This window comes from Natronorubrum bangense (genome assembly GCF_004799645.1).
Classification (GTDB): domain Archaea; phylum Halobacteriota; class Halobacteria; order Halobacteriales; family Natrialbaceae; genus Natronorubrum; species Natronorubrum bangense.
Window position 1 is genome coordinate 2066803 of the sequence record NZ_CP031305.1, and the last position, 19242, is coordinate 2086044.

The 19242-nt window shown below is 63.4% G+C and carries 17 protein-coding genes; 7 read left to right on the top strand and 10 right to left on the bottom strand.

The annotated features are described in order from the left end of the window. Positions 1 to 4 precede the first annotated feature (4 nt). The 3 genes from DV706_RS10345 to DV706_RS10355 are packed head-to-tail and all read right to left on the bottom strand — an operon-like array spanning position 5 to position 2032. The gene (locus DV706_RS10345) at positions 5 to 709 is read right to left on the bottom strand and encodes an energy-coupling factor transporter transmembrane component T family protein (RefSeq protein WP_006064683.1); all 705 of its coding nucleotides are present in this window, start codon (positions 707 to 709) and stop codon (positions 5 to 7) included. Between the two features lie 2 nt (positions 710 to 711). Next, positions 712 to 1416, bottom strand: a complete 705-nt coding sequence (locus tag DV706_RS10350; RefSeq protein ID WP_006064682.1) for an energy-coupling factor ABC transporter ATP-binding protein — start codon at positions 1414 to 1416, stop codon at positions 712 to 714. 28 nt (positions 1417 to 1444) lie between these two features. Beyond that, positions 1445 to 2032 carry a biotin transporter BioY gene (locus DV706_RS10355; protein ID WP_006064681.1) on the bottom strand — a complete coding sequence of 196 codons (588 nt, stop codon included), beginning with the start codon at positions 2030 to 2032 and terminating at the stop codon, positions 1445 to 1447. 487 nt (positions 2033 to 2519) lie between these two features. Here DV706_RS10355 and DV706_RS10360 point away from each other — a divergent pair, with 487 nt between their 5' ends. Beyond that, positions 2520 to 6353 (top strand): DUF7282 domain-containing protein, encoded by a 3834-nt coding sequence (locus DV706_RS10360; protein WP_006064680.1) that lies wholly within the window; start codon positions 2520 to 2522, stop codon positions 6351 to 6353. 167 nt (positions 6354 to 6520) lie between these two features. On the opposite strand, the gene DV706_RS10365 is transcribed toward DV706_RS10360, so the two are convergent. The 5 genes from DV706_RS10365 to DV706_RS10385 form a co-directional block, all read right to left on the bottom strand. Then, complete coding sequence (locus tag DV706_RS10365; RefSeq protein ID WP_006064679.1) at positions 6521 to 6811, bottom strand: DUF7545 family protein; 291 nt, start codon at positions 6809 to 6811, stop codon at positions 6521 to 6523. A gap of 51 nt (positions 6812 to 6862) precedes the next feature. Then, positions 6863 to 7327: a DUF5799 family protein gene (locus tag DV706_RS10370; protein ID WP_006064678.1), complete on the bottom strand. Its 465-nt coding sequence runs from the start codon at positions 7325 to 7327 to the stop codon at positions 6863 to 6865. A 90-nt stretch (positions 7328 to 7417) separates the two neighbouring features. Then, the gene (locus DV706_RS10375; RefSeq protein WP_006064677.1) at positions 7418 to 7957 is read right to left on the bottom strand and encodes a gamma carbonic anhydrase family protein; all 540 of its coding nucleotides are present in this window, start codon (positions 7955 to 7957) and stop codon (positions 7418 to 7420) included. A gap of 118 nt (positions 7958 to 8075) precedes the next feature. Next, positions 8076 to 8471, bottom strand: coding sequence for an OsmC family protein (locus tag DV706_RS10380; RefSeq protein WP_006064676.1), 396 nt, complete (start codon positions 8469 to 8471; stop codon positions 8076 to 8078). A 114-nt stretch (positions 8472 to 8585) separates the two neighbouring features. After that, positions 8586 to 9308 carry a metal-dependent hydrolase gene (locus tag DV706_RS10385; RefSeq protein WP_006064675.1) on the bottom strand — a complete coding sequence of 241 codons (723 nt, stop codon included), beginning with the start codon at positions 9306 to 9308 and terminating at the stop codon, positions 8586 to 8588. A 118-nt stretch (positions 9309 to 9426) separates the two neighbouring features. Here DV706_RS10385 and DV706_RS10390 point away from each other — a divergent pair, with 118 nt between their 5' ends. From DV706_RS10390 to DV706_RS10400, 3 genes are all read left to right on the top strand, one after another. After that, the gene (locus DV706_RS10390; RefSeq protein WP_006064674.1) at positions 9427 to 9690 is read left to right on the top strand and encodes a hypothetical protein; all 264 of its coding nucleotides are present in this window, start codon (positions 9427 to 9429) and stop codon (positions 9688 to 9690) included. 130 nt (positions 9691 to 9820) lie between these two features. Next, positions 9821 to 11953, top strand: a complete 2133-nt coding sequence (locus tag DV706_RS10395; RefSeq protein WP_006064673.1) for a DHH family phosphoesterase — start codon at positions 9821 to 9823, stop codon at positions 11951 to 11953. 75 nt (positions 11954 to 12028) lie between these two features. Further along, entirely contained in the window at positions 12029 to 12493 is a 465-nt protein-coding gene (locus DV706_RS10400; protein ID WP_006064672.1) for an SHOCT domain-containing protein, read from the top strand. A gap of 60 nt (positions 12494 to 12553) precedes the next feature. Here DV706_RS10400 and DV706_RS10405 read toward each other — a convergent pair whose 3' ends face one another. Then, complete coding sequence (locus DV706_RS10405) at positions 12554 to 12994, bottom strand: hypothetical protein (RefSeq protein WP_006064671.1); 441 nt, start codon at positions 12992 to 12994, stop codon at positions 12554 to 12556. Positions 12995 to 13198: 204 nt separating this feature from the next. Between DV706_RS10405 and DV706_RS10410 the strand changes: the two genes are divergently transcribed. After that, a complete protein-coding gene (locus tag DV706_RS10410) occupies positions 13199 to 14860 on the top strand; it encodes a tRNA uridine(34) 5-carboxymethylaminomethyl modification radical SAM/GNAT enzyme Elp3 (protein WP_006064670.1) in 1662 nt (553 codons plus the stop codon). Between the two features lie 433 nt (positions 14861 to 15293). Beyond that, the gene (gene tenA, locus DV706_RS10415; RefSeq protein ID WP_006064669.1) at positions 15294 to 15965 is read left to right on the top strand and encodes a thiaminase II; all 672 of its coding nucleotides are present in this window, start codon (positions 15294 to 15296) and stop codon (positions 15963 to 15965) included. Between the two features lie 88 nt (positions 15966 to 16053). Here the strand turns inward: tenA and DV706_RS10420 are convergent, their stop codons facing one another. Beyond that, positions 16054 to 16698 carry a hypothetical protein gene (locus DV706_RS10420; protein WP_006064668.1) on the bottom strand — a complete coding sequence of 215 codons (645 nt, stop codon included), beginning with the start codon at positions 16696 to 16698 and terminating at the stop codon, positions 16054 to 16056. A 192-nt stretch (positions 16699 to 16890) separates the two neighbouring features. On the opposite strand from DV706_RS10420, the gene rqcH reads away from it, so the two are divergent. Further along, entirely contained in the window at positions 16891 to 19023 is a 2133-nt protein-coding gene (gene rqcH, locus DV706_RS10425; protein WP_006064667.1) for a ribosome rescue protein RqcH, read from the top strand. The last annotated feature ends 219 nt before the right edge of the window (positions 19024 to 19242 follow it).

Here is a 19242-nt window from a genome sequence, read left to right on the forward strand (position 1 = left end):
GCGCTCAGAGAACTGTCGAGAGCGCGAGCGCGCCGGCCGCGACGAAGGCGAGGTAATCGAGCCGCGAGAGCGACAGCGCCGGCAGCGTGGGGTTCCAGGCGAAACAGCGTGCTTGCATGGCGAGTGCGAGCCGGTCCGCGCGGTCAAACGCCCGCGAGAGGCCAAGGATCCCGATCGTACTGGCACGGTCGACGGCGCTACGTTCGTCCCCGAGCCGAGCCGCCATCGCGTCGCGGATCATCCGGAGATCGGCCTGCAACACGGGGAGAAACCGGAAGACGAGCGCGACGCCGATCCCGAGCAGTTGGCCGGGTTTGCCGGGGATCGTCCGCTGGATCGCGGCCCGCGAGGCACGAACCGGGGTCGAGCGGATGTACGCCGCGCTGACCAGCAGGATGAGGAGGACCCGGTAGCTCGCGCGTGCGGAGGTGGCTCCGTCCTCGAGGTCGATCCACGGCGAACCGAGCGTGAACGCGGCGATCGCTGGCGCGAGCGCGAGAAAGACGAGCGCGAACCGGTAGGCGTACAGCGCCTCGAGCACCGGCACGCGCGCGGCCACCAGAATCAGCGCGGCGACGACGGTGAGCGCGAGCAGTGCCCGGGAGCCGGTGTGGGCCAGCGCGGTCGCCGCGAACCCGATCTGAACCGCCAGTTTCGAACGGGGATCGAGGCGGTGGGCGAGCGTGTCGTCGGGGACGTACGTGAGCATGGTCAGGCGTCGGGCACCCGCACTTCGAGCCCCGAGAGCGCCCTGCGTGCGCGAGCAGGTGGTTCGTCGACGGCGATACGGCCGTCGCGCATGGCGACAACGCGGTCGGCCAGCGTGAGGACGTCCCGGAGATCGTGGGTCGCGAGCAAGACGCCGGTGCCGTCGGCTGACAGCGACTCGAGGCGCTCGAGAACGGACCGTTTGGCGGGGTCATCGAGCCCCGTGAAGGGTTCGTCGAGCACGAGGTGGGTCGGGTCCATCGCGAGCGCGCCCGCGATAGCGACTCTGGACTGTTCGCCGCCGGAGAGCGCGTCGATGCGCTCGTCCTCGCGGCCCGATAGGTTGACCGCTTCGAGCGCGTTCTCGACCCGGCGGTCGATCTCGGTGCGCTCGAGTCCGAGGTTCTCCGGGCCGAACGCGATGTCGGCGCCGACCGTCGCCGCGACGAACTGGTCGCGGGGGTGCTGGAACACCATCCCAACGCTCGAGCGAGCGGCGACGAGGTTCTCCGAGACGGGCGTTCCGTCGACCAGTACCTCGCCCGAGTCGGGGGTCAACAGCCCGTTGCAGTGGCGCAGCAGGGTCGTCTTCCCGCTGCCGTTGGCGCCCGCAAAGAGGACGAACTCACCGTCGTCGATCGTCAGCGAGACGTCCTCGAGGACGGGAACGTCGTCGAACGCGTAGGAGACAGAGCGAAACTCGATCATGGGGAGACGATCGCGAAACGTCGTCGGCTCACGACTGGACCGGTTCGATGCGACCGCTTGTAACGATCGCGATCGCCGCGGCCATCTTCAGTAGTTCGGCTGGAATAAACGGAAGCGCGAAGACGGCGATCGCCTCCCAGGGCTCGAGGGCCAGCAGCCAGGCCGCGTACCCCGCCCCCATGGTATAGATGAGGAGCGTCCCCGCGACGAGCGCCCCGACAACGATCGGCAGCGGAACCGACGCGGGATCGCGGAGGTCGGTGCCCCGATGGACGAGGAGGCCGATCAACCCGGCGGCGAGGGGGTACGACCAGAGGAACCCGCCGGTCTGTCCGAGCAGCGGTCCGAGTCCAGCTTCCCAGCCGGAGAAGACCGGCGCGCCGACCGCCCCGGCGGCGAGATACAGTGTTATCGACGCGGTCCCCCAGACCGGCCCGAGCACGAGGCCAGCGAGGAAGACGAACAGTACCTGCAGGGTGATCGGCGCCGGCGAGAGTGGATACGGGATCTGGATCGCACCTAGCACGCCGATCAACGCCGCGAGCACCGCTGCGCGGGCGAACTGCCGAACGACGTCCCCGTCGACGAGGTCGACCGCGTTCTGTTGTGTTGCCATACGCTTTCACTCTCGTAAACCTAGTTCAACACTTCGGTTTCCGAGACGAGGACTGTGAATTCGTTCTTTCGTGAGACGGTCGCTGTCTTCTTCCCTGCCACCAGCACGAAATAGCTCACTTCTTATCACTCTCCCGAGTATTCGAGTCGGGGCGCCTTCCGGTTGGCTGTTGCGACGGCGGTCGCTGTGAACAGCCGCTCGATTTCCTGACATCCACCCCACTTCTGGAGGTGGGGCGCTCCGCTCGCCTCTCGGCCCTATTTGCGACTCTCGAGGGTGATAATACGCGATTGTGTTCGATTGGCGACTGAAACGACCGCGGGGCTTATGCACTTGTTCAGTCCGGTGATGGGAAACTGATGCAATCAGTGAGCATGCGGGTACAACGGCAACGGGATCGCAGCGGGGGCCAAAGACGACAGTCGCCTGTCGAGGCGACGACGGCTGCTGTGGGGCGACGAGCAGCGAGCTATGGGGACCGTGAGCGATGACCAGATGGGGTGTCGTCGCTGTGGCGTTCGTCGCCGTGTTGATGGTGACGAGCGTGATGGCGTTGCCGGTGCTCGGCGGCAGCAGCGGCCTGGTTGATGAGGGCGAGACTGCAACCAGTGTGAACGGCGAGGAAACGTCTGCCGAGAGTCAACACGCCTCGATCGGTGTTGCAAGCGACGCCGGCGATGTCAGCGATCTCGAGCTGGTGTCGATGGCGCCACCGACGGAGCTTGATGGTGCTACCAGCGGCGCACAGCCATCGCTGTCGGCCCAACAGGATGATGCTGTCGAGGACGGCGTCGACGAGGGAATCGAGCTCGCACAGTCTCAGGGTGTCGAGGTGAGCCAGGAGCAGCGTGAGGCAGCGCTCGAGGGTGCCCGCGAATCAGTCGCCCAACACCAGCAAGCCGACGTCGAGCAGGTCCAGGAGGCGACGACCGGGGCAGTTCACGGCTCGCTCATGCAGGCCCAGCAGGTCGAAGCCGAGCAGGTCCAGTTTGCCGTCAGCGGGGCGACCGACGGCGCACTCGCCCAGTATCAGACGGTTTCGGCGAGTCAGATGCAGAGTGCGGCGTGGGGTGGCGCACACGGCGCGGTCGCCCAGGAACAGCGCGTGACCGTCGAGCAGATTCAGGTCGCCGCTCGCGGGGCCGCTGCCGGGGCGGCGAGCGAGGCCGGTGACAAAGACATCACCCACGCACCAGCGATCCAAGAAGCCGCACAGGGTGCGGCCTACGGCGTCCTCGAGCAGTACCAGCAGATCACGGTCGAACAGCGCCAGCAAGTCACCTTAGAACACGTCCAGCACGCGGCAGCGGGCGCATCCGCAGGGGCGCTCGAGGGGAGCAGCGAGCTCGTCCTCGAGCAAGAACAGCGCATCGAGATCGAACAGTACCAGCGGGCGACGATCAAGCAGATTCAGAAGGCCGCAACTGGGGCTGCAAAGGGCGCGCTCGTCCAGCAACAGACGGTGACGGTCGAGCAGACGCAGGCGGCCGCACGCGGTGCGAGCAAGGGGTCGTTGATACAGGTCCAGTCGATCAGTATCGAACAGGTCCAGCGGATCTCGATCACACAGATTCAGGAGGCCTCCTTCGGTGCGGCCAAGGGGTCGATAACACAGAGTCAGGAGGCGACTATCGAGCAGATTCAGGCCGCGGCTGACGGGGCTGCTGGTGGCGTGCTCGTCCAACAACAGGAGGTCTCGATCACACAGATCCAATACGCTGCCGTCGGTGCGTCACAGGGAGCGATTGAGTCGGCGATCCAGCAACAGGTCGTCGACGTCGAACAGATTCAGGCCGCTTCGTTCGGTGCTGGCGAGGGGGCCGTGATACAGCGCCAGGTCATCGACGTCACGCAGGTGCAGGTGCTCGCAGCCGGCAGCGCAAGCGGTGTGCTGGTCCAGCACCAGGATGCGACCGTCGAACAGCTTCAGTTCGCCGCCAGCGCCGCCTGTCAGGAGACCGCTCGAGCAGTGCAGTATCAGCGAATTAGCATCACACAGTTGCAGGTTCTGACACAGGAGTCGGCGGCAGACGCGACCGCATACGCCGTTCAGGAGGAGATCGACGACGACGTCGAACTCAGTCAGTTCCTCGAGGTCGAACTCACCCAGCGCGTCGAAGCGATCGACGAACTCGAGGGTGAGGCGACGATCACGTTCGCCGATCAGGAGCGTGACGACGACAGCGTCGTCGTCGATAGCGTCGACCTCTCGGAAGGCGGCTTCGTGGCGATCTACGGCGGCGATTCCGTCGCCGACCCTGCTGGCGTGCTTGGCTCGTCGGACTACCTCGAACCCGGCGCCCACGACGACGTCGAGATCGAACTCGAGACGCCGATCGAAGACGACCAGCCACTCGTCGCGGTGGTCCACCACGATACGACCGGTGACGAGACGTTCCAGTACGCCGAGAGCGATGGCGCGGACGACGAGCCGTACGTCACCCCAACCGGGGCCCCGGTCCTCGATACGGCGCTCGTGACCGTCAGCGAGCCTGCCGAGCCCGAGGCCACCCTCTCGGTGAGCGACCAGGAGGGTGATGGCGAGACGCTCGTCATCGACGAGGCGAGCGCAGACGTCGAGTACACCATCACAGCCACTGCCGACGAAACCGCGGCTGAGAGCGACACGTTCGAAGCTGAGGAGACGGTTACCGAGCTGGAACTCGACCTCGAGCCACCGCTCGAGGCGGCTACAACTGTCGATGTCGCCGTCGTCGGACCGGATGGTGAGGAACTCGCGACCGACTCGCTCGAGTACACGCTCGTAGACGAACCCGAGCCGGAGCCGGAAGCGACGCTCGAGGTAAGCGATCAGACGGGTGATGGTGAGACGCTGACCGTCGCGGAAGCGAACGCATCGGTCGAGTACGTCCTCACCGTCACCGACGAGGACGGCGAGCAGCTCGCCGAAAGTGAGCCGTTCCCGGCCGACGAGACTGTCGAGGCCGAGACACTCGATCTCGAGCCCCCACTCGAGGACGATGCGACGCTCGAGGTGGCCGTCGTCGACGAGGACGGTGAGCAGCTCGTGGTCGATTCGCTCGAGTACACGGTCGATCCCGAACCGGAGCTGTTCGACGTCGAGTTCGTCACCTGCCAGCAGGCCGATGTGACAGGATCGTTCGAAGACGGTGACACGATCATCGTCGCCACCGGCTTCTACGAGTCGGGTGGCTTCGGCAACACAATGGGCGAGTACGCGATCACGGTTGGCGACGACATCGCCGCGCCGTTCGAAGGGACGATCATCTACGAGACTGGCGACGAGTTCACCGTCGCCGAAACCGACGCCGGGGCGACCGTCACCGTTCCCGAGGGTGACTTCGGCGCTGCGATCACCGGCTTTGCCTCGCCCGATGCGACGCCGGGCGAGATCGATTATCCGAACCCTGACGCCAGCGAGTGCATCGAGCAGGTCCGTCCCGAACTCCCCGAACTCAGCGTCGAAGAGACGACACTGACCGAGGACGCGATCGAGGTCACCTTCGGCTACGAGAATCCGAACGACGCGGCCCTGTTCGTCGACAGCGAGTTCACCGAGGGGACAACCGAGGACGACCCAGTCGACGAACTCGAGCCCGGAACGAACACGTTTACCGTCGAGTGGACGCCCGAGACCGACGACGAACGGCTCGTCTGGGCAGTCGACATGAGCAGATACGACTACGACGCGGACGCAGTCGAACCCGCTGAAACGGCGACGGCTGGCGAGATTGATCCGACCGATCCAGCCGAATTCGACGTCTCTATTACGGGCACGAACACGCCCGTCGAACAGGGCGTCGCGCTCACTGTCGATGCTGACATCGAAAACGTCGGTGGCGAGACGGGAACGCAGGATATCGAACTGGTTGTCGGTGAGACCGTCGTCGATACGACATCGATCTCGCTCGAGGAAGGTGCATCCTCGCCCCTGACGCTGACCGCGGACACTGATGCCCTCGAGCCCGGCGACTACCCTGTTATCGTCTCGAGTGAGGACGACACTGCCGAGACGATGGTGACGATAGAGCCGATTGACGACCCGCTCGAAGAAGCGCCGTTTGACGAACCACCGGAGGATGAACCGGCAGATGATCCGTTCGAGGAGTCGCCGGAGGATGAACCGGCAGATGATCCGTTCGAAGAGTCGCCGGAGGACGAACCAGCAGATGATCCGTTCGAAGAGTCGCCGGAGGACGAACCAGCAGATGATCCGTTCGAGGAACTAGTCGATTCAGCGCCACAGTCTCTCGATGAGCCAGACAGTCCGGAACCATCGGCTGACCAGACAGCACCCCCCATCGCGTCGGCTGCTGTTGCACTCGCTGTCGGTGCCTGAGCGCTCCGTTACATTCTTTGTCGCTGTGTTTGCCACTCACGACGCTATCAGTCTGCCGGAAAATCGCTCGAGTCGAACTGTGGCTCGCTGCCGTCTCATACGGTCTGCTGTACCGATCACCGATCCCGTCTCTGGTGATCAGCGGTCACTGCCGACAGCAGTCCGTATCAGTGCTGGTGGCCGGTCGCTTCGCCGTAGGTCACGCCGAAGCGTTCCTCGAACAGGTCCATAACGCGGGCTTCCTGGGCCTCGAGTTCTTCGTCTGCTCCCTGCCCGTGGTGGACGATGTGGTGAGCACGGCTGGCGAACGAAAGCAGCGTAATATCGCCGATCGTTTCGGCGTCGGTCTGGTCGCCCTCTGCAACGAGGTCGATGAGTCCGGACGGCAGTGTCACTTCGTCAGTCGTCTCATCGTCAGTGCTGATCGAGATTGTCGTGGTGTCGACTTCGTCGCTCATACTCATACGGTCGGGCAGCGCACCTATAGGTGCTGTGGCTTCGAGTACAGCCTACGTGTCGGCGGCGACAGATTTTCGAACCGACTCCCATCGCCCTTCTGACTCGAGATGAGACTGTAACTCGTCGGCGTACTCCTGTGTGAGTCGTTCGGCGGCCTGCAGTTTGTCGGCATGATCGTCGTCGTCACCGCCGTCCAGTCCGAGCGCCCCTTTAATCGAGGCGAACAGTCCACCACTCGAGGAGCCACCCTGCTTGCCGGCTCCCTGTCCACCCATCGCCCCCATTCCGGTCGGCATATTCTCGAGTTCGGGGATGATCTGTTCGACGCTGTCGGTGTTGGCGACGATCCGCGCGCGGTCGGGATCGTCGGGATGTTCGATCTCGAACTCCGTCGCAGTCATGATGAGACTCCACTGCTGGTTGGAAAACTCCGAATCCGCGATCCGTGCGGAGAACGCCTGGTCGACGGTCATTCGCGCCCCGACGATCCGATCCGTCCACGGGTTGTCGCTCATGGCATTCGATTAGACTGGTAGCTGTATCAGGGTTTTCATCGGTTCTGTCACACCGAAACGGTGGCGCTCCTGCCGACCGCGAGCGGAGTGTCAGTCGAGTCGCTCGGACGTTTCTGCGTGTTTCGTCGACAGTTCGACGTATCGATCAGCCGTCGCCCCAAGGTGGGGATCGTCGATCTCGGTTTTCACCTCGGCAGGCGCCCCGGCGACGAGCGTCGATGGCGGAATCTCGGTGCCTTCGGTGACGACGCTGCCGGCCGCGACGACCGCGCCCTCGCCGACGTGACACCCGTCGAGGACCACCGCGTTCATGCCGACGAGCGCGCGCTCGGCGACGGTCGCGTCGTGGACGATCGCGCTGTGGCCGACCGTCGAGTACGGCTCGAGGACGGCGTCCTCGTGGAGCACAGCGTTATCCTGGACGTTTGCCCCTTCCCCGACGACGATCTGGCCATGATCGCCTCGAAGTGTCGTGTTCGGCCAGACGCTGGCATCTGCCTCGATGACGACGTCGCCGATCACGACTGCCGCCTCGTCGACGTAAGCCGAGTCAGCAACCTGCGGTTCTCTCCCATCGAACGAACGTAACATGCCTGCACCTGTCTCGAGGACCATCTTGAAGATGCCCATTCATTTGCGAGTGATCGCCACACACGGAAGCTGGGCTGACGGCTGCGAGGACACGAGTACGGCCTCAAAAAACCGATGCGCTGCAGTGGCGCTGGATGCCGACGACGATCCAGCCGCCTCAGAAGGCGTCGCCCGTGATGCTCGCCTCTGCGTGAAGCTCTCCTTTCAGTGCGTCGTGGACCTTACAGAGTTCGAAGGCGCGCTCGAGTACCTGCTCACCGGTGTCGTCGTCGACGTCCGCCTCGACGTGGATCTCGAACGAGATCGAGTCGAGTTTGTCGTCGTCGTTGAGTTCGCCAGTCATGTCGATCTCGATCTTCCCGAGGTCGTCGACGCCGCGCTGTTGGCCGCCGACTCGTAGCGCCGGGACGTAACAGGAGCCATACGCCGCCAGCAGGGCCTCGAGCGTGTCGGGTGCCTCCTCCCCGTTTGCGTCGATAGTCGTCTCGAACTCGCGGATCTCGTTCGTCGCACTGAACCCCTCTTCGGAGATGGTGGTGACGTCTTTCGTCATTGCACTGGAGACGTCCACACCAGGTGGTGTAAACGTTACTGGTGGTGATATCAGCCAGGGGACAGGCGACCGAACCGAAAAATCGTCGTCGGTGGCGGGCAGCACTCCCGGGGACTATATCTCGAACGGTTCGTCGGCCGCAGCGATCACGACGTCGGCGTCGCTGCCTGTCGCTTTGACCTCACGCTCGAACTCCTCGGGATCCTGTTCGATCGGCGGGAACGTATCGTAGTGCTGGGGCAGCGCGTAGTCGACGTCGAGCCAGTCGACGGCGACGGCGGCCTGCCACGGCCCCATCGTGAAGTGGTCGCCGATCGGCACGGCAGCAACGTCGGGCTCGAGATACGGACCGACGACCTCGCGCATCTCGGTCATCAGGGAGGTGTCGCCAGCGTTGTAGAACGCCGTCGACTCCTCGTCGCTGACCTGCGTTGGCTTGGTGTCCGAAATAACGAACCCGGCTGGCATCCCGCCACTGGCGTCGTTTTCGGTCATGATCCCGTTCGTGTGGTCGGCACGAACCATGGTGACGAACGCGTCGCCACACTCGACGGTGCCGCCGAGGTTCATCCCCATTCCGCCGACGGCGTCTTCGAAGCCAAACTCCTCCTCGCAGTAAGAGACGAGTTCCGGCGTCGCGACCAGCGTTGCGTCCGAAAACTCGCCCGCATCGGCGATGTGGTCGGCATGGCCGTGTGTCAACAGCACGTAGTCCGGCGTGTCGATATCGGCCGGCTCGAGGTCGGTCTTCGGGTTATCGAAGAACGGATCGATCAACAGCTCTGTCTCTCCGACGGTGACGTGCCACGTCGAGTGGCCGTGCCAGGTGAGCTCCATAGCATGCGACCCGTTGGGTCGAATGGAACTTAAAAGTAGTCGCGGACGACGGCATACGGCTCGGTCTAGCCCCGTTGTCGATGCGCGTCGTTTTTTATCTGGGGTCCGTACTGGGGGTATGCTCACACTGTCGCTCGAGGAGTTCATGGTGGAGTTGAACGAGGGATCGATCAAGAACGTCGGCCCGACGAACAAGTCGGCGACGGTCAAACTGTTCGACGTCGAATCCGCCGAAGCCCGCGAGTTCGGCGACAAGCGCGTCAAACTCGTCTTCGAAGACGAAGACGGCAGCGAGATTCAGGTGTCGCTGTTCCCTGACGACGTTCGGAAGATTGTCGACGACATCGAGGCCCTCGAGGACGAGTCGCCAGTGTTCGAGTAGGGACGTGTGTGCCGTCCGTTAGGCGGTTTCTTCGTTCGATCACCCGAACTGAAAATCGATCGCGTTCGGCGGTAACGTGTCGAGCGCATTTCGACAACCGTTTTAGGGCGAAACTGCTTGGTTCGAGTAGATGGGTAACTGTATCATCTGTGGCACACCCGTTGACGGCGAGATCTGCGAGAGTCACGAAGAGGATGTCGTATTCGACTTTCACGGCAACGCTCCCTCGCAGCTCTCCCCCGGTCGCTACTACCGGGGTACCGTCGACGGCTATGCTGACTTCGGCGTTTTCGTCGATATCGGCGACCACGTTACCGGACTGTTGCATCGAAGCGAACTTGAACAGCGACTCGAGAGTCTCGACTGGGAACCCGGAGACGACGTCTTCGTTCAGGTTCTCGACGTTCGGGACAACGACAATGTCGACCTCGGCTGGTCGATCCGCCAGCGCGAACGCGAGTTCCGCGGTAAACTGATCGACACTGGCGACACCGAAAAACGACCCGAAGACGTCGACAGCGGCGCTGATGAGGCGGCATCGAGCGACGACGAGAGCGAGACCGACAGCGCTGCCGACGACGCCACAACATCGAGCGCGTCTGAGAGCGAAAGCGACGGTGCTGGCGCACCGAGCGCGTCCGAGACCGTTGCCGCCGGCAGCGGCTCCGTCGCGACCGAAAGCGCCGTTGCATCGACACCTTCGACCGACGACGGTGCCGACGCCGAGTCCGAACCAGCACTGAACCGAACGACAGTCGACTCGATCGACTCGCAGGTCGGAAGCGTCGTCCGCCTCGAGGGCGAGATCACTGGCGTTCGCCAGACCAGTGGCCCAACCGTCTTCGAACTCCGCGACGAGACTGCGACCGTCGAATGCGCTGCGTTCGAAGAGGCTGGCGTTCGTGCCTACCCCGCCGTCGAGATCGAGGACGTCGTCGCCCTCGAGGGCGAGGTCGAACGCCACCACGGCGACCTGCAGGTCGAAACCGAGACCCTCGAAATTCTCGAGGATGACGCTCGTGAGACCGTCAAGGACCGGCTCGAAAGCGCAATCGAACGTGAGGCCCGACCGGCTGACGCCGACCTGCTGGCCGATCACGAGGCCGTGACGGCTGTCGAAGATGGAATCGCAGACGCAGCGACCGCGATCCGCCGTGCCGTAATGGAGGCACGACCTGTCGTCGTCCGCCACAGCGCGACTGCCGACGGCTACGTCGCCGGTGCAGCCATCGAACGCGCCGTGCTCCCGCTGATCCGCGAGAAACACACCCGCGAGGATGCGGAGTACCACTACTTCGAACGACGTCCCCTGGACGGTCGCGTCTACGATATGGACGATGCCACCAACGACGTCACCTCGATGCTCGAGGCACGCGACCGCCACGGCGAGCAGCTGCCACTGGTCGTTCTCGTCGACGCTGGCTCGACGGTCGAGTCCGTCGACAGCTACGACCTGCTCTCGCTGTACGACGCCGAGACGGTCGTCATCGACGACAGCCGCGCCGACGACGAGGTTGCCGACGCCGTCTCGGTCGCCGTCGCCCCGTCGCTCGACGGCGTCGACGTCTCGGATCTGACCTCGACGGCACTCGCGGCGAACGTCGCTGCCCACGTCAACGACGACGTCCGCGCCGACCTCGAGCACCTCCCTGCAGTCAGCTACTGGGAGGACACCCCCGAGGACTACACTGACCTCGCGTCCGAGGCCGGCTACGACGAGACAGCTCTCTCCGAGCGCCGTGAAGCCGTTGCGCTCGAGGCCTACTACCAGTCGTACAAGGACAAACGCGAGCTCATCATCGATCTGCTGTTCGATGGCAGCGAGGCGGCGACGTCTCGAGACGGTGACCTTGCGGCGCACGTCTCCGAACAGTTCCGTGCGAAACTCGAGACCGAACTCGAGACGGCACGAGAAAACCTCGAAACCGAGGATGTAGACGGTGTGACGGTCGCGCTGCTGGACACTGATGCGTTCATGCACCGCTATAACTTCCCGACGACGACGCTCCTGCTTGACGCACTCCACCGTCGCCAGCGCGACGAGGGGCCGTTCGTGACGCTCGGGCTCGGCGACGACGAACTTCACGTGCGTGCGACCGAGTCGGTGGACGTCCGCGAACTCGGCGACACGATTGCCGACGCAGCATCGAACGCTGGCGTCTCCGTCGTTGGCGGTCAGGACGGCCATATCGAGTTCCTACCGGGCGAACGCGACGCCGTTCGCACGGCTGCACTCGAGGCACTCGGCGAACTGCTCGCGTAATCGGCCACACTGTCTTCGTCCCACTGCTGTCAACCGTGAGAAACTTCTTTGTCAGTTCGGAACGCAGACTCCCGTATGGGTGCCGATCCGGGCCGACAGCTCCGTGAAAACATCACCGGCGTGACAGCGATGATCGTAACCGGGGTGTGGCTGTCGCTCATGTTCAGCCCGTGGGGCGGGCAGCTGTGGCTCCCGCTGATGCTCATCGGCTACCTCGTCGTCGTGCCACTGGTCGCCTTACTGTTTGGCGACGAACAGGCGCAGGCAGAATGGTGGGACGGGATGTGGGTCGAATCAACCGACACGAGTGCGGAGCAGTCGACGGATCGAACCGCCGACTCGACGCAGAACGTACGGGGTCGGCAGGACGCCCTCGAGACGCTTCGGGATCGCTATGCGGCAGGCGAGTTAACCGACGAGCAGTTCGAACGCAAGCTCGAGCGACTACTCGGGACTGAAACGATCGAGGACGCCGAGCAGTGGCGACGTGAGAGTCAGAACGCAGTAGACGGCCGCGACCACCTCGAGTACGACACCTGAGCCGACTCGAGTTCACGCCGTCGGCAAGATCACTCCCTCACAGCGACTCAGTGCCGTCTCCTATTTGCCGGACGAGGTCGGCTCCGAGCCGGCGTCGATCGTCTCCTCGACGAGATTCGCAATCGTGGTTTCGAGTTCTTTCGTTACCGTTCCGGCCGCCAGTCGGTCGAGCACGAACGACCAAACCGAGTCGAATGAGTACCGAGCGACCGCCGAGACGCGGGTTTCGTCTCCGCTCTCGACGATGAGCTTTGAATACCGCTGTTCGAACATCCCCGCGCCGTCGACGAACGTGTACTCGTATCCGTTCTCGAGTTCGGTGAAGACGACGGTTAGCTCGTTGTCCTCGAGGGAGGCGGTGACCTCCGTTCCAGCAGCGGTCCGCTCAGCGGTGTGGATATCATAGATCTCCGCGTACTCGAGAATCGACTGCGGCGATAGCTGCTCTCGAAGCGCTCGAGCAGATGGCTGGACGACGGACGTGACCTCGACCTCGTGCATCGTTCGAACAGAGGAGCCGATTCGAAAAAATCGTATGCATTGTTCCTCCCGGCATGTATTTCGCTCGTGTGGGCCGGTCGGGTCGTGCCCGAACCGACGTTCCGCTGGTCGAGTGCCGTCTGTGTCCGCATCAAACTGGCCCGTTCGAACCGAGCGGTTGTGAGTCCGACACGCTTATTCGCGACGCGCGACGAAACACGTGTAGTGAGCACCGAGACGCCCGATCCCACCGAAACCGACGCGTTCGAGCAGGTCTGTGAGATGATCGTCGAGCGAATTCTCGCGGGCGAGATCGAGCGCGACGAACTCGAGAAGGCCAAACTCGAGGCCTGTTCGGAGCACTCGGCGCCGAAGGTGCCGAAAAACTCCGAACTGCTCGATCATGCCCCTAACGAGCACCGCGAGGAGTTGCAGGAAGTTCTCCGGCGCAAACCCGTCCGCACCGCTTCAGGCGTCTCGCCGGTTGCGATCATGACGTCGCCTGAGCGCTGTCCTCACGGGAAGTGTCTGTACTGTCCCGGCGGCCCCGACTCGGAGTTTTCCTCCTCCCAGAGCTATACCGGCGAAGAACCCGCTGCGGCCCGCGGCGTCCAGAACGATTACGACCCCTATGGGCAGGTGACGCTGCGACTCGAGCAACTGCGCGAGATCGGCCATCCTGTCGACAAGGTCGAACTCATTCTGATGGGTGGAACGATGACCGCCCGCAGCCATGACTACCAGGAGTGGTTCGTCAAGCGGGCGCTGGAGGCGATGAACGACTACGACGTCGAGAAAGAACCCGAACCGGCAGAAGGCGTCAGCTTCGCACAGGATCCCGAGGAGTACGAGTGGAAGTACGTCGAGGACGTCATCGAACAAAACGAAACGGCCGACATCCGAAACATCGGGACGACGTTCGAAACCAAACCCGACTGGTGTGACCCCGAACAGATCGACCGGATGCTCGAACTCGGCGGCACGAAAGTCGAGGTCGGCGTCCAGACCACGTTCGAGCGAATCAACCGGGAGATGCACCGCGGTCACGGCGTCGCCGAATCGATCGAGGCCAACCAGCGCCTGCGGGATTCGGCGTTCAAAGTCGGTTTCCACATGATGCCCGGCCAGCCCGGAATGAGCAAGGAAATGTGTCTCGAGGACTTCCGGCGGATCTTCGAACAGGAGGAGTGGAAGCCCGATTATCTGAAGATCTATCCGACGCTGATCGTTCGTGGGACGGCGACCTACGACTGGTGGCACAAAGGCGAGTACGACCCACTCGGAAACGAGGAGGCCGCCGAACTGGTCGCCGAAATTAAGGATATGATCCCGCGATACACCCGGCTTCAGCGGGTCCAGCGAGACATTCCAGCAGACTTCATCGACGCCGGCGTCTGGAAATCCAACCTCCGCCAGCTCGCACGCCAGCGCATGGACGAACACGGCTGGGAGTGTGACTGTATCCGCTGTCGCGAAGCCGGCATGAACGACGCCGAACCCGACGAAATCGAACTCGACGTCATGAGTTACGACGCCTGTGGCGGTACGGAACAGTTCATCTCGTTCGAGGACTTCGAGCAGGACCTGTTGGTCGGCTTCTGTCGGCTGCGGTTCCCGAACGATCCGGTGCGTCCGGAACTCGAGAACACGGCGCTCATCCGAGAGCTTCACGTCTACGGCTCGGAAGTCGCCGTCGGCGGGACTGGTGAGACAGACCAACACCAGCATCAGGGCTACGGCCAGCGCCTGATGAACCGGGCCGAAGAACTCGCCGCCGACGCGGGCTACGACAAAGTCAGCGTTATCTCCGGTATCGGTGCTCGAGAGTATTACCGGGAGAAACTTGGCTATCACCAGGACGGCCCCTACGTCAGCAAGCGACTCTGAGGACGCCGGTCGAACTGGCGTGCTTCGATCACTCCCCTTCCTCGAGTGACAGCTCTCGAGAGTGGGTAACGATTGCCTGTTGCACAGCGCTAATATAACTACATTCTCCCAGAAAATTTATACGGCGTTGGGGATAACGTTTCACCTGCCGACGATCGTCGGCACCGTTGTCATCTCCCCACCCGGACAACGGCCACTGAGTTGCCTCTCAGCGCGCCGTGAACTCCCCAGCTCGTTCATCCCCCACCGAACGAGCACCCCCGCGGCGTGTTTTTACGATCGCACGACCTCGAGAGCGACGCGTCTGTGCGTTGTCAGTCGACGTCGTCTCGAGCACGACACCGCTTCGCCGTGTCGGTGTCGTCCCCGCTCGAGCAACAACCAGGTTGTATTCGTTACGTATACTATCGTGTCTGACCTCTATTGAGACGAGATGACATTCAGCGACAGCTTGCTCGAGGACGGCGCACACATCTGGGATGCACAGAAAAACCACCCGTTCGTCCGTGAACTCGCGGCAGGGACGCTCGATGAGCGGGCGTTCAAACACTGGGTGAAACAGGATTATCGGTATCTGCTCGATTACGCGCGACTGTTCTCGATTGCGGGGTCAAAAGCCCGCGACGAGGACACGATGACTCACCTGCTGGGGGTCGCTCACGAGGTCCTCGACCACGAGATGGATCTCCACCGGGAGTTCGCCGCCGACTACGGCATCTCGCGTACGGATCTCGAGTCGGTCGAGAAAGCGCCGACCTGTGTCGCCTACACGAACTTCCTCGTGCGGACGGCCTATGACGGTTCGATCGCCGAGATCGCGGCCGCGCTGTTTCCGTGCATGCAGGGGTATCTCGACGTGGCCGAGCACATGGCCGATCTCGCCGATGGCGAGCATCAGTACATGCCCTTTATCGAAATGTACACCAGCGAGGAGTTCCGCGAGGCCACCGCGTGGTGTCGCGAGTTCGTTGACGACTGCGGCGAGCGGTTCCCGGGCGAACACGACGCCATGCGCGAGGCGTTTCTTACGAGCGCCAAACTCGAGTACCGGTTCTGGGAGATGGCATATTCGCTCGAGGGGTGGGAGCTGAAGCGAGAACTGTAGCCGGCTGCGAACCCGTTCATACGGTCTGCTGTACCGATCTCCAGAGACGGGATCGGTGATCGGCGGTCACTGACGACAGCAGTCCGTCTCAGTCGATCGTGACCTCGAGTTCGAGCACACCCAGATACTCGGGTGCGCCGCCGGCGGTCGTCCGGAACTCCGTGGGCGTCGCGCCGACGTAGTCGTAGAACTCGGACTGGCTCTGTGGGACGACCGGCGTGCCGTCGTCGCGTTTGAGATAGGCGGGTGCGTCCGTCCGCTGGATTCGCTCGAGGCGTTCCTCCCAGTCACTGCCCGAGTAGAGGAAGACGCCGAACGAAAAGCGGCCGGCAGCGAGGGCGTCGTGTTTCGACTCGAACATCGTCGCCTCTTCGGTTTTGTACTCCTCGTCGCTAACCCACGCGAGCGCCGCCACGTCGTCGGCCTGGAGCAGGTACAGATCCCAGCCGAGCTGGGCGTCGAACACCGCCCAGGTGTTCCGGGGACCGATCGTATCGACTTCGACGCTGAACGCGGGTCGGCCACGTGCACCGGACGGTTCGTGGACGAAGGTGGCGTCGTAGCCGGGGGCGCGGATGCCACGGTCGTGGTAGACGATCCCGTCGACGTCGATGTCGACCTCGAGTTGGTCGACGATCGATCGCACGGAGAACGCGCCCTCGTCCTCGAGGTGGCCGACAAACGTGGGAAAGCGAGAGACGTGCTTCCAGGGGCGGTCATCGGGCTGGCTCATGGCTGCCACCCTCGATCAGACTGCTGGCGTTGCTGGGCGTGTCGGCTGGGCCGCACTCGGCCGGCGTCGACAGTGTCGCTCATACACGCAGCAAGGAAGGCGGCGGGGATTAGGCTTTCCGACTGCAGGTCCGCGCTGACCCAGCCACGCCGGAGCGACACGTCTTTTTGACAGCGCCGGGCAGGTGTACGTATGGATCCAAAGCGCGAGCTTACGAGCGTCGACCTCGCTGCCCTCGTCGGGGAACTCGGGGCCTACGAGGGCGCAAAGCTCGACAAGGCGTATCTCTACGGCGACGATCTCGTCCGACTCAAGATGCGAGATTTCGACCGCGGCCGCATCGAACTCATCCTCGAGGTCGGCGAGGTCAAACGCGCCCACACGGTCGCCCCCGAGCGGGTACCCGACGCCCCCGGGCGACCGCCGCAGTTCGCGATGATGCTCCGGAACCGACTCTCGGGGGCTGACTTCGCCGGCGTCGAGCAGTACGAGTTCGACCGCATCCTCGAGTTCGTCTTTGAACGCGAGGACGGGACGACCCGACTCATCGTCGAACTGTTCGGCCAGGGGAACGTCGCTGTCACCGACGGCGAGTACGAAGTGATCGACTGTCTCGAGACGGTGCGACTCAAGTCCCGAACCGTCGTGCCGGGCTCGCGCTATGAGTTTCCCGACAGCCGACTCAACCCGCTGACAGTGTCTCGGGAGGCGTTCGACCTCGAGATGGAAGATTCGGATACGGACGTCGTCCGAACGCTTGCAACGCAGCTTAATTTCGGCGGGCTCTATGCCGAGGAGATCTGTACCCGCGCCGGTATCGAGAAAGGGATGGATATCGCCGACGCCGACGAGGACGACTACGATCGCCTCTACGAGGCCATCGAACGTCTCGCCCTCGACCTTCGGAACGCGAACTTCGAGCCGCGACTGTATCTCGAGGACGGCGAAGACGGCGACGATGACGACGAGAGTGCCCGCGTCGTCGACGCGACACCGTTCCCACTCGAGGAACACGCTGAGCTGGCGGCCGAGCCCTACGACTCGTTTTTGGCCGCGCTGGACGACTACTTCTTCCGGCTGGAACTCGACGACGAGGAGGAGCCAGACCCAACGACCCAGAAGCCCGACTTCGGCGAGGAGATTGCCAAATACGAGCGAATCATTGACCAACAGCAGGGCGCGATCGAGGGGTTCGAACAGCAGGCCGACGAACTTCGGGAGCAAGCCGAGTTGCTGTACGCCGAGTACGGCCTCGTCGACGACATTCTCTCGACGATTCAGGACGCTCGCGCGCAGGACCGTCCCTGGGACGAGATCGAAGCACGCTTCGAAGAGGGTGCCGAGCGCGGGATCGAAGCCGCCGAGGCGGTCGTCGGCATCGATAGCAGTGAAGGGATCGTGACGGTCGACATCGACGGCGACCGGATCGACCTCGTCGCTCACGACGGTGTCGAGCAGAACGCCGACCGGCTCTACACCGAGGCAAAACGCGTCGCAGAAAAGAAAGCGGGCGCGCTGGCGGCCATCGAGGACACTCGTGAGGATCTCGAGGACGCAAAGCGTCGCCGCGACGAGTGGGACGCCGACGACGAGGGCGACGAGGAAGCGGACGATGAGGAAGCCGAAGAGAAAAACTGGCTCGAGATGCCGTCGATCCCGATCCGCGAGAACGAGCCGTGGTTCGATCGCTTCCGCTGGTTCCACACCAGCGATGGTTATCTCGTGATCGGTGGGCGCAACGCTGACCAGAACGAGGACCTCGTCAAGAAGTATCTCGAGCCCGGCGATAAGGTCCTGCACACGCAGGCCCACGGCGGCCCGGTCACCGTGTTGAAGGCGACGGACCCGAGCGAAGCCTCATCCTCGGACATCGAGTTGCCTGACTCGAGCATCGAGGAGGCTGCCCAGTTTGCCGTCTCCTACTCGTCGGTCTGGAAGGACGGCCGCTATGCGGGTGACGTCTACGCCGTCGACTCCGATCAGGTGACGAAGACGCCCGAAAGCGGCGAGTATCTCGAGAAAGGCGGCTTCGCGATTCGCGGCGACCGTACCTACCACCGCGATACACCGGTCGGCGTCGCGGTCGGCATCCAGTGTGAGCCCTACACCCGCGTCATCGGCGGCCCGCCGTCGGCGATCGAGGGACAGGCAGAGACGACGATCGAACTCGAGCCGGGGCGCTACGCCCAGGCGGACACGGCGAAGCGACTGTATCGTCGCTTCCGCGAGCAGTTCGCTGACGAGTCGTTCGTTCGCAAAATCGCCAGTCCCGATCGAATTCAACACTTCATGCCGCCGGGCGGCAGCCGGATCGCCGAGGAGTGACTGGTCGGAGCGGGCCAGCAACTCGGGGTGGAAGCAGTTATCGAACCGACCGAAGAGCAACTATGGAGTGGACGAAAGTAGCGATCGAATCGGCGTGAGGCACACATGGCCAGCGACCGTTTGTGACACGGCGCCGCCCGAGACAGTCGGCTGGCTGATTGATATCCAAGACGAGAGCAGAACTGCTGTCGAACCGCGTCTCGAGGGAGCGATTTTTGT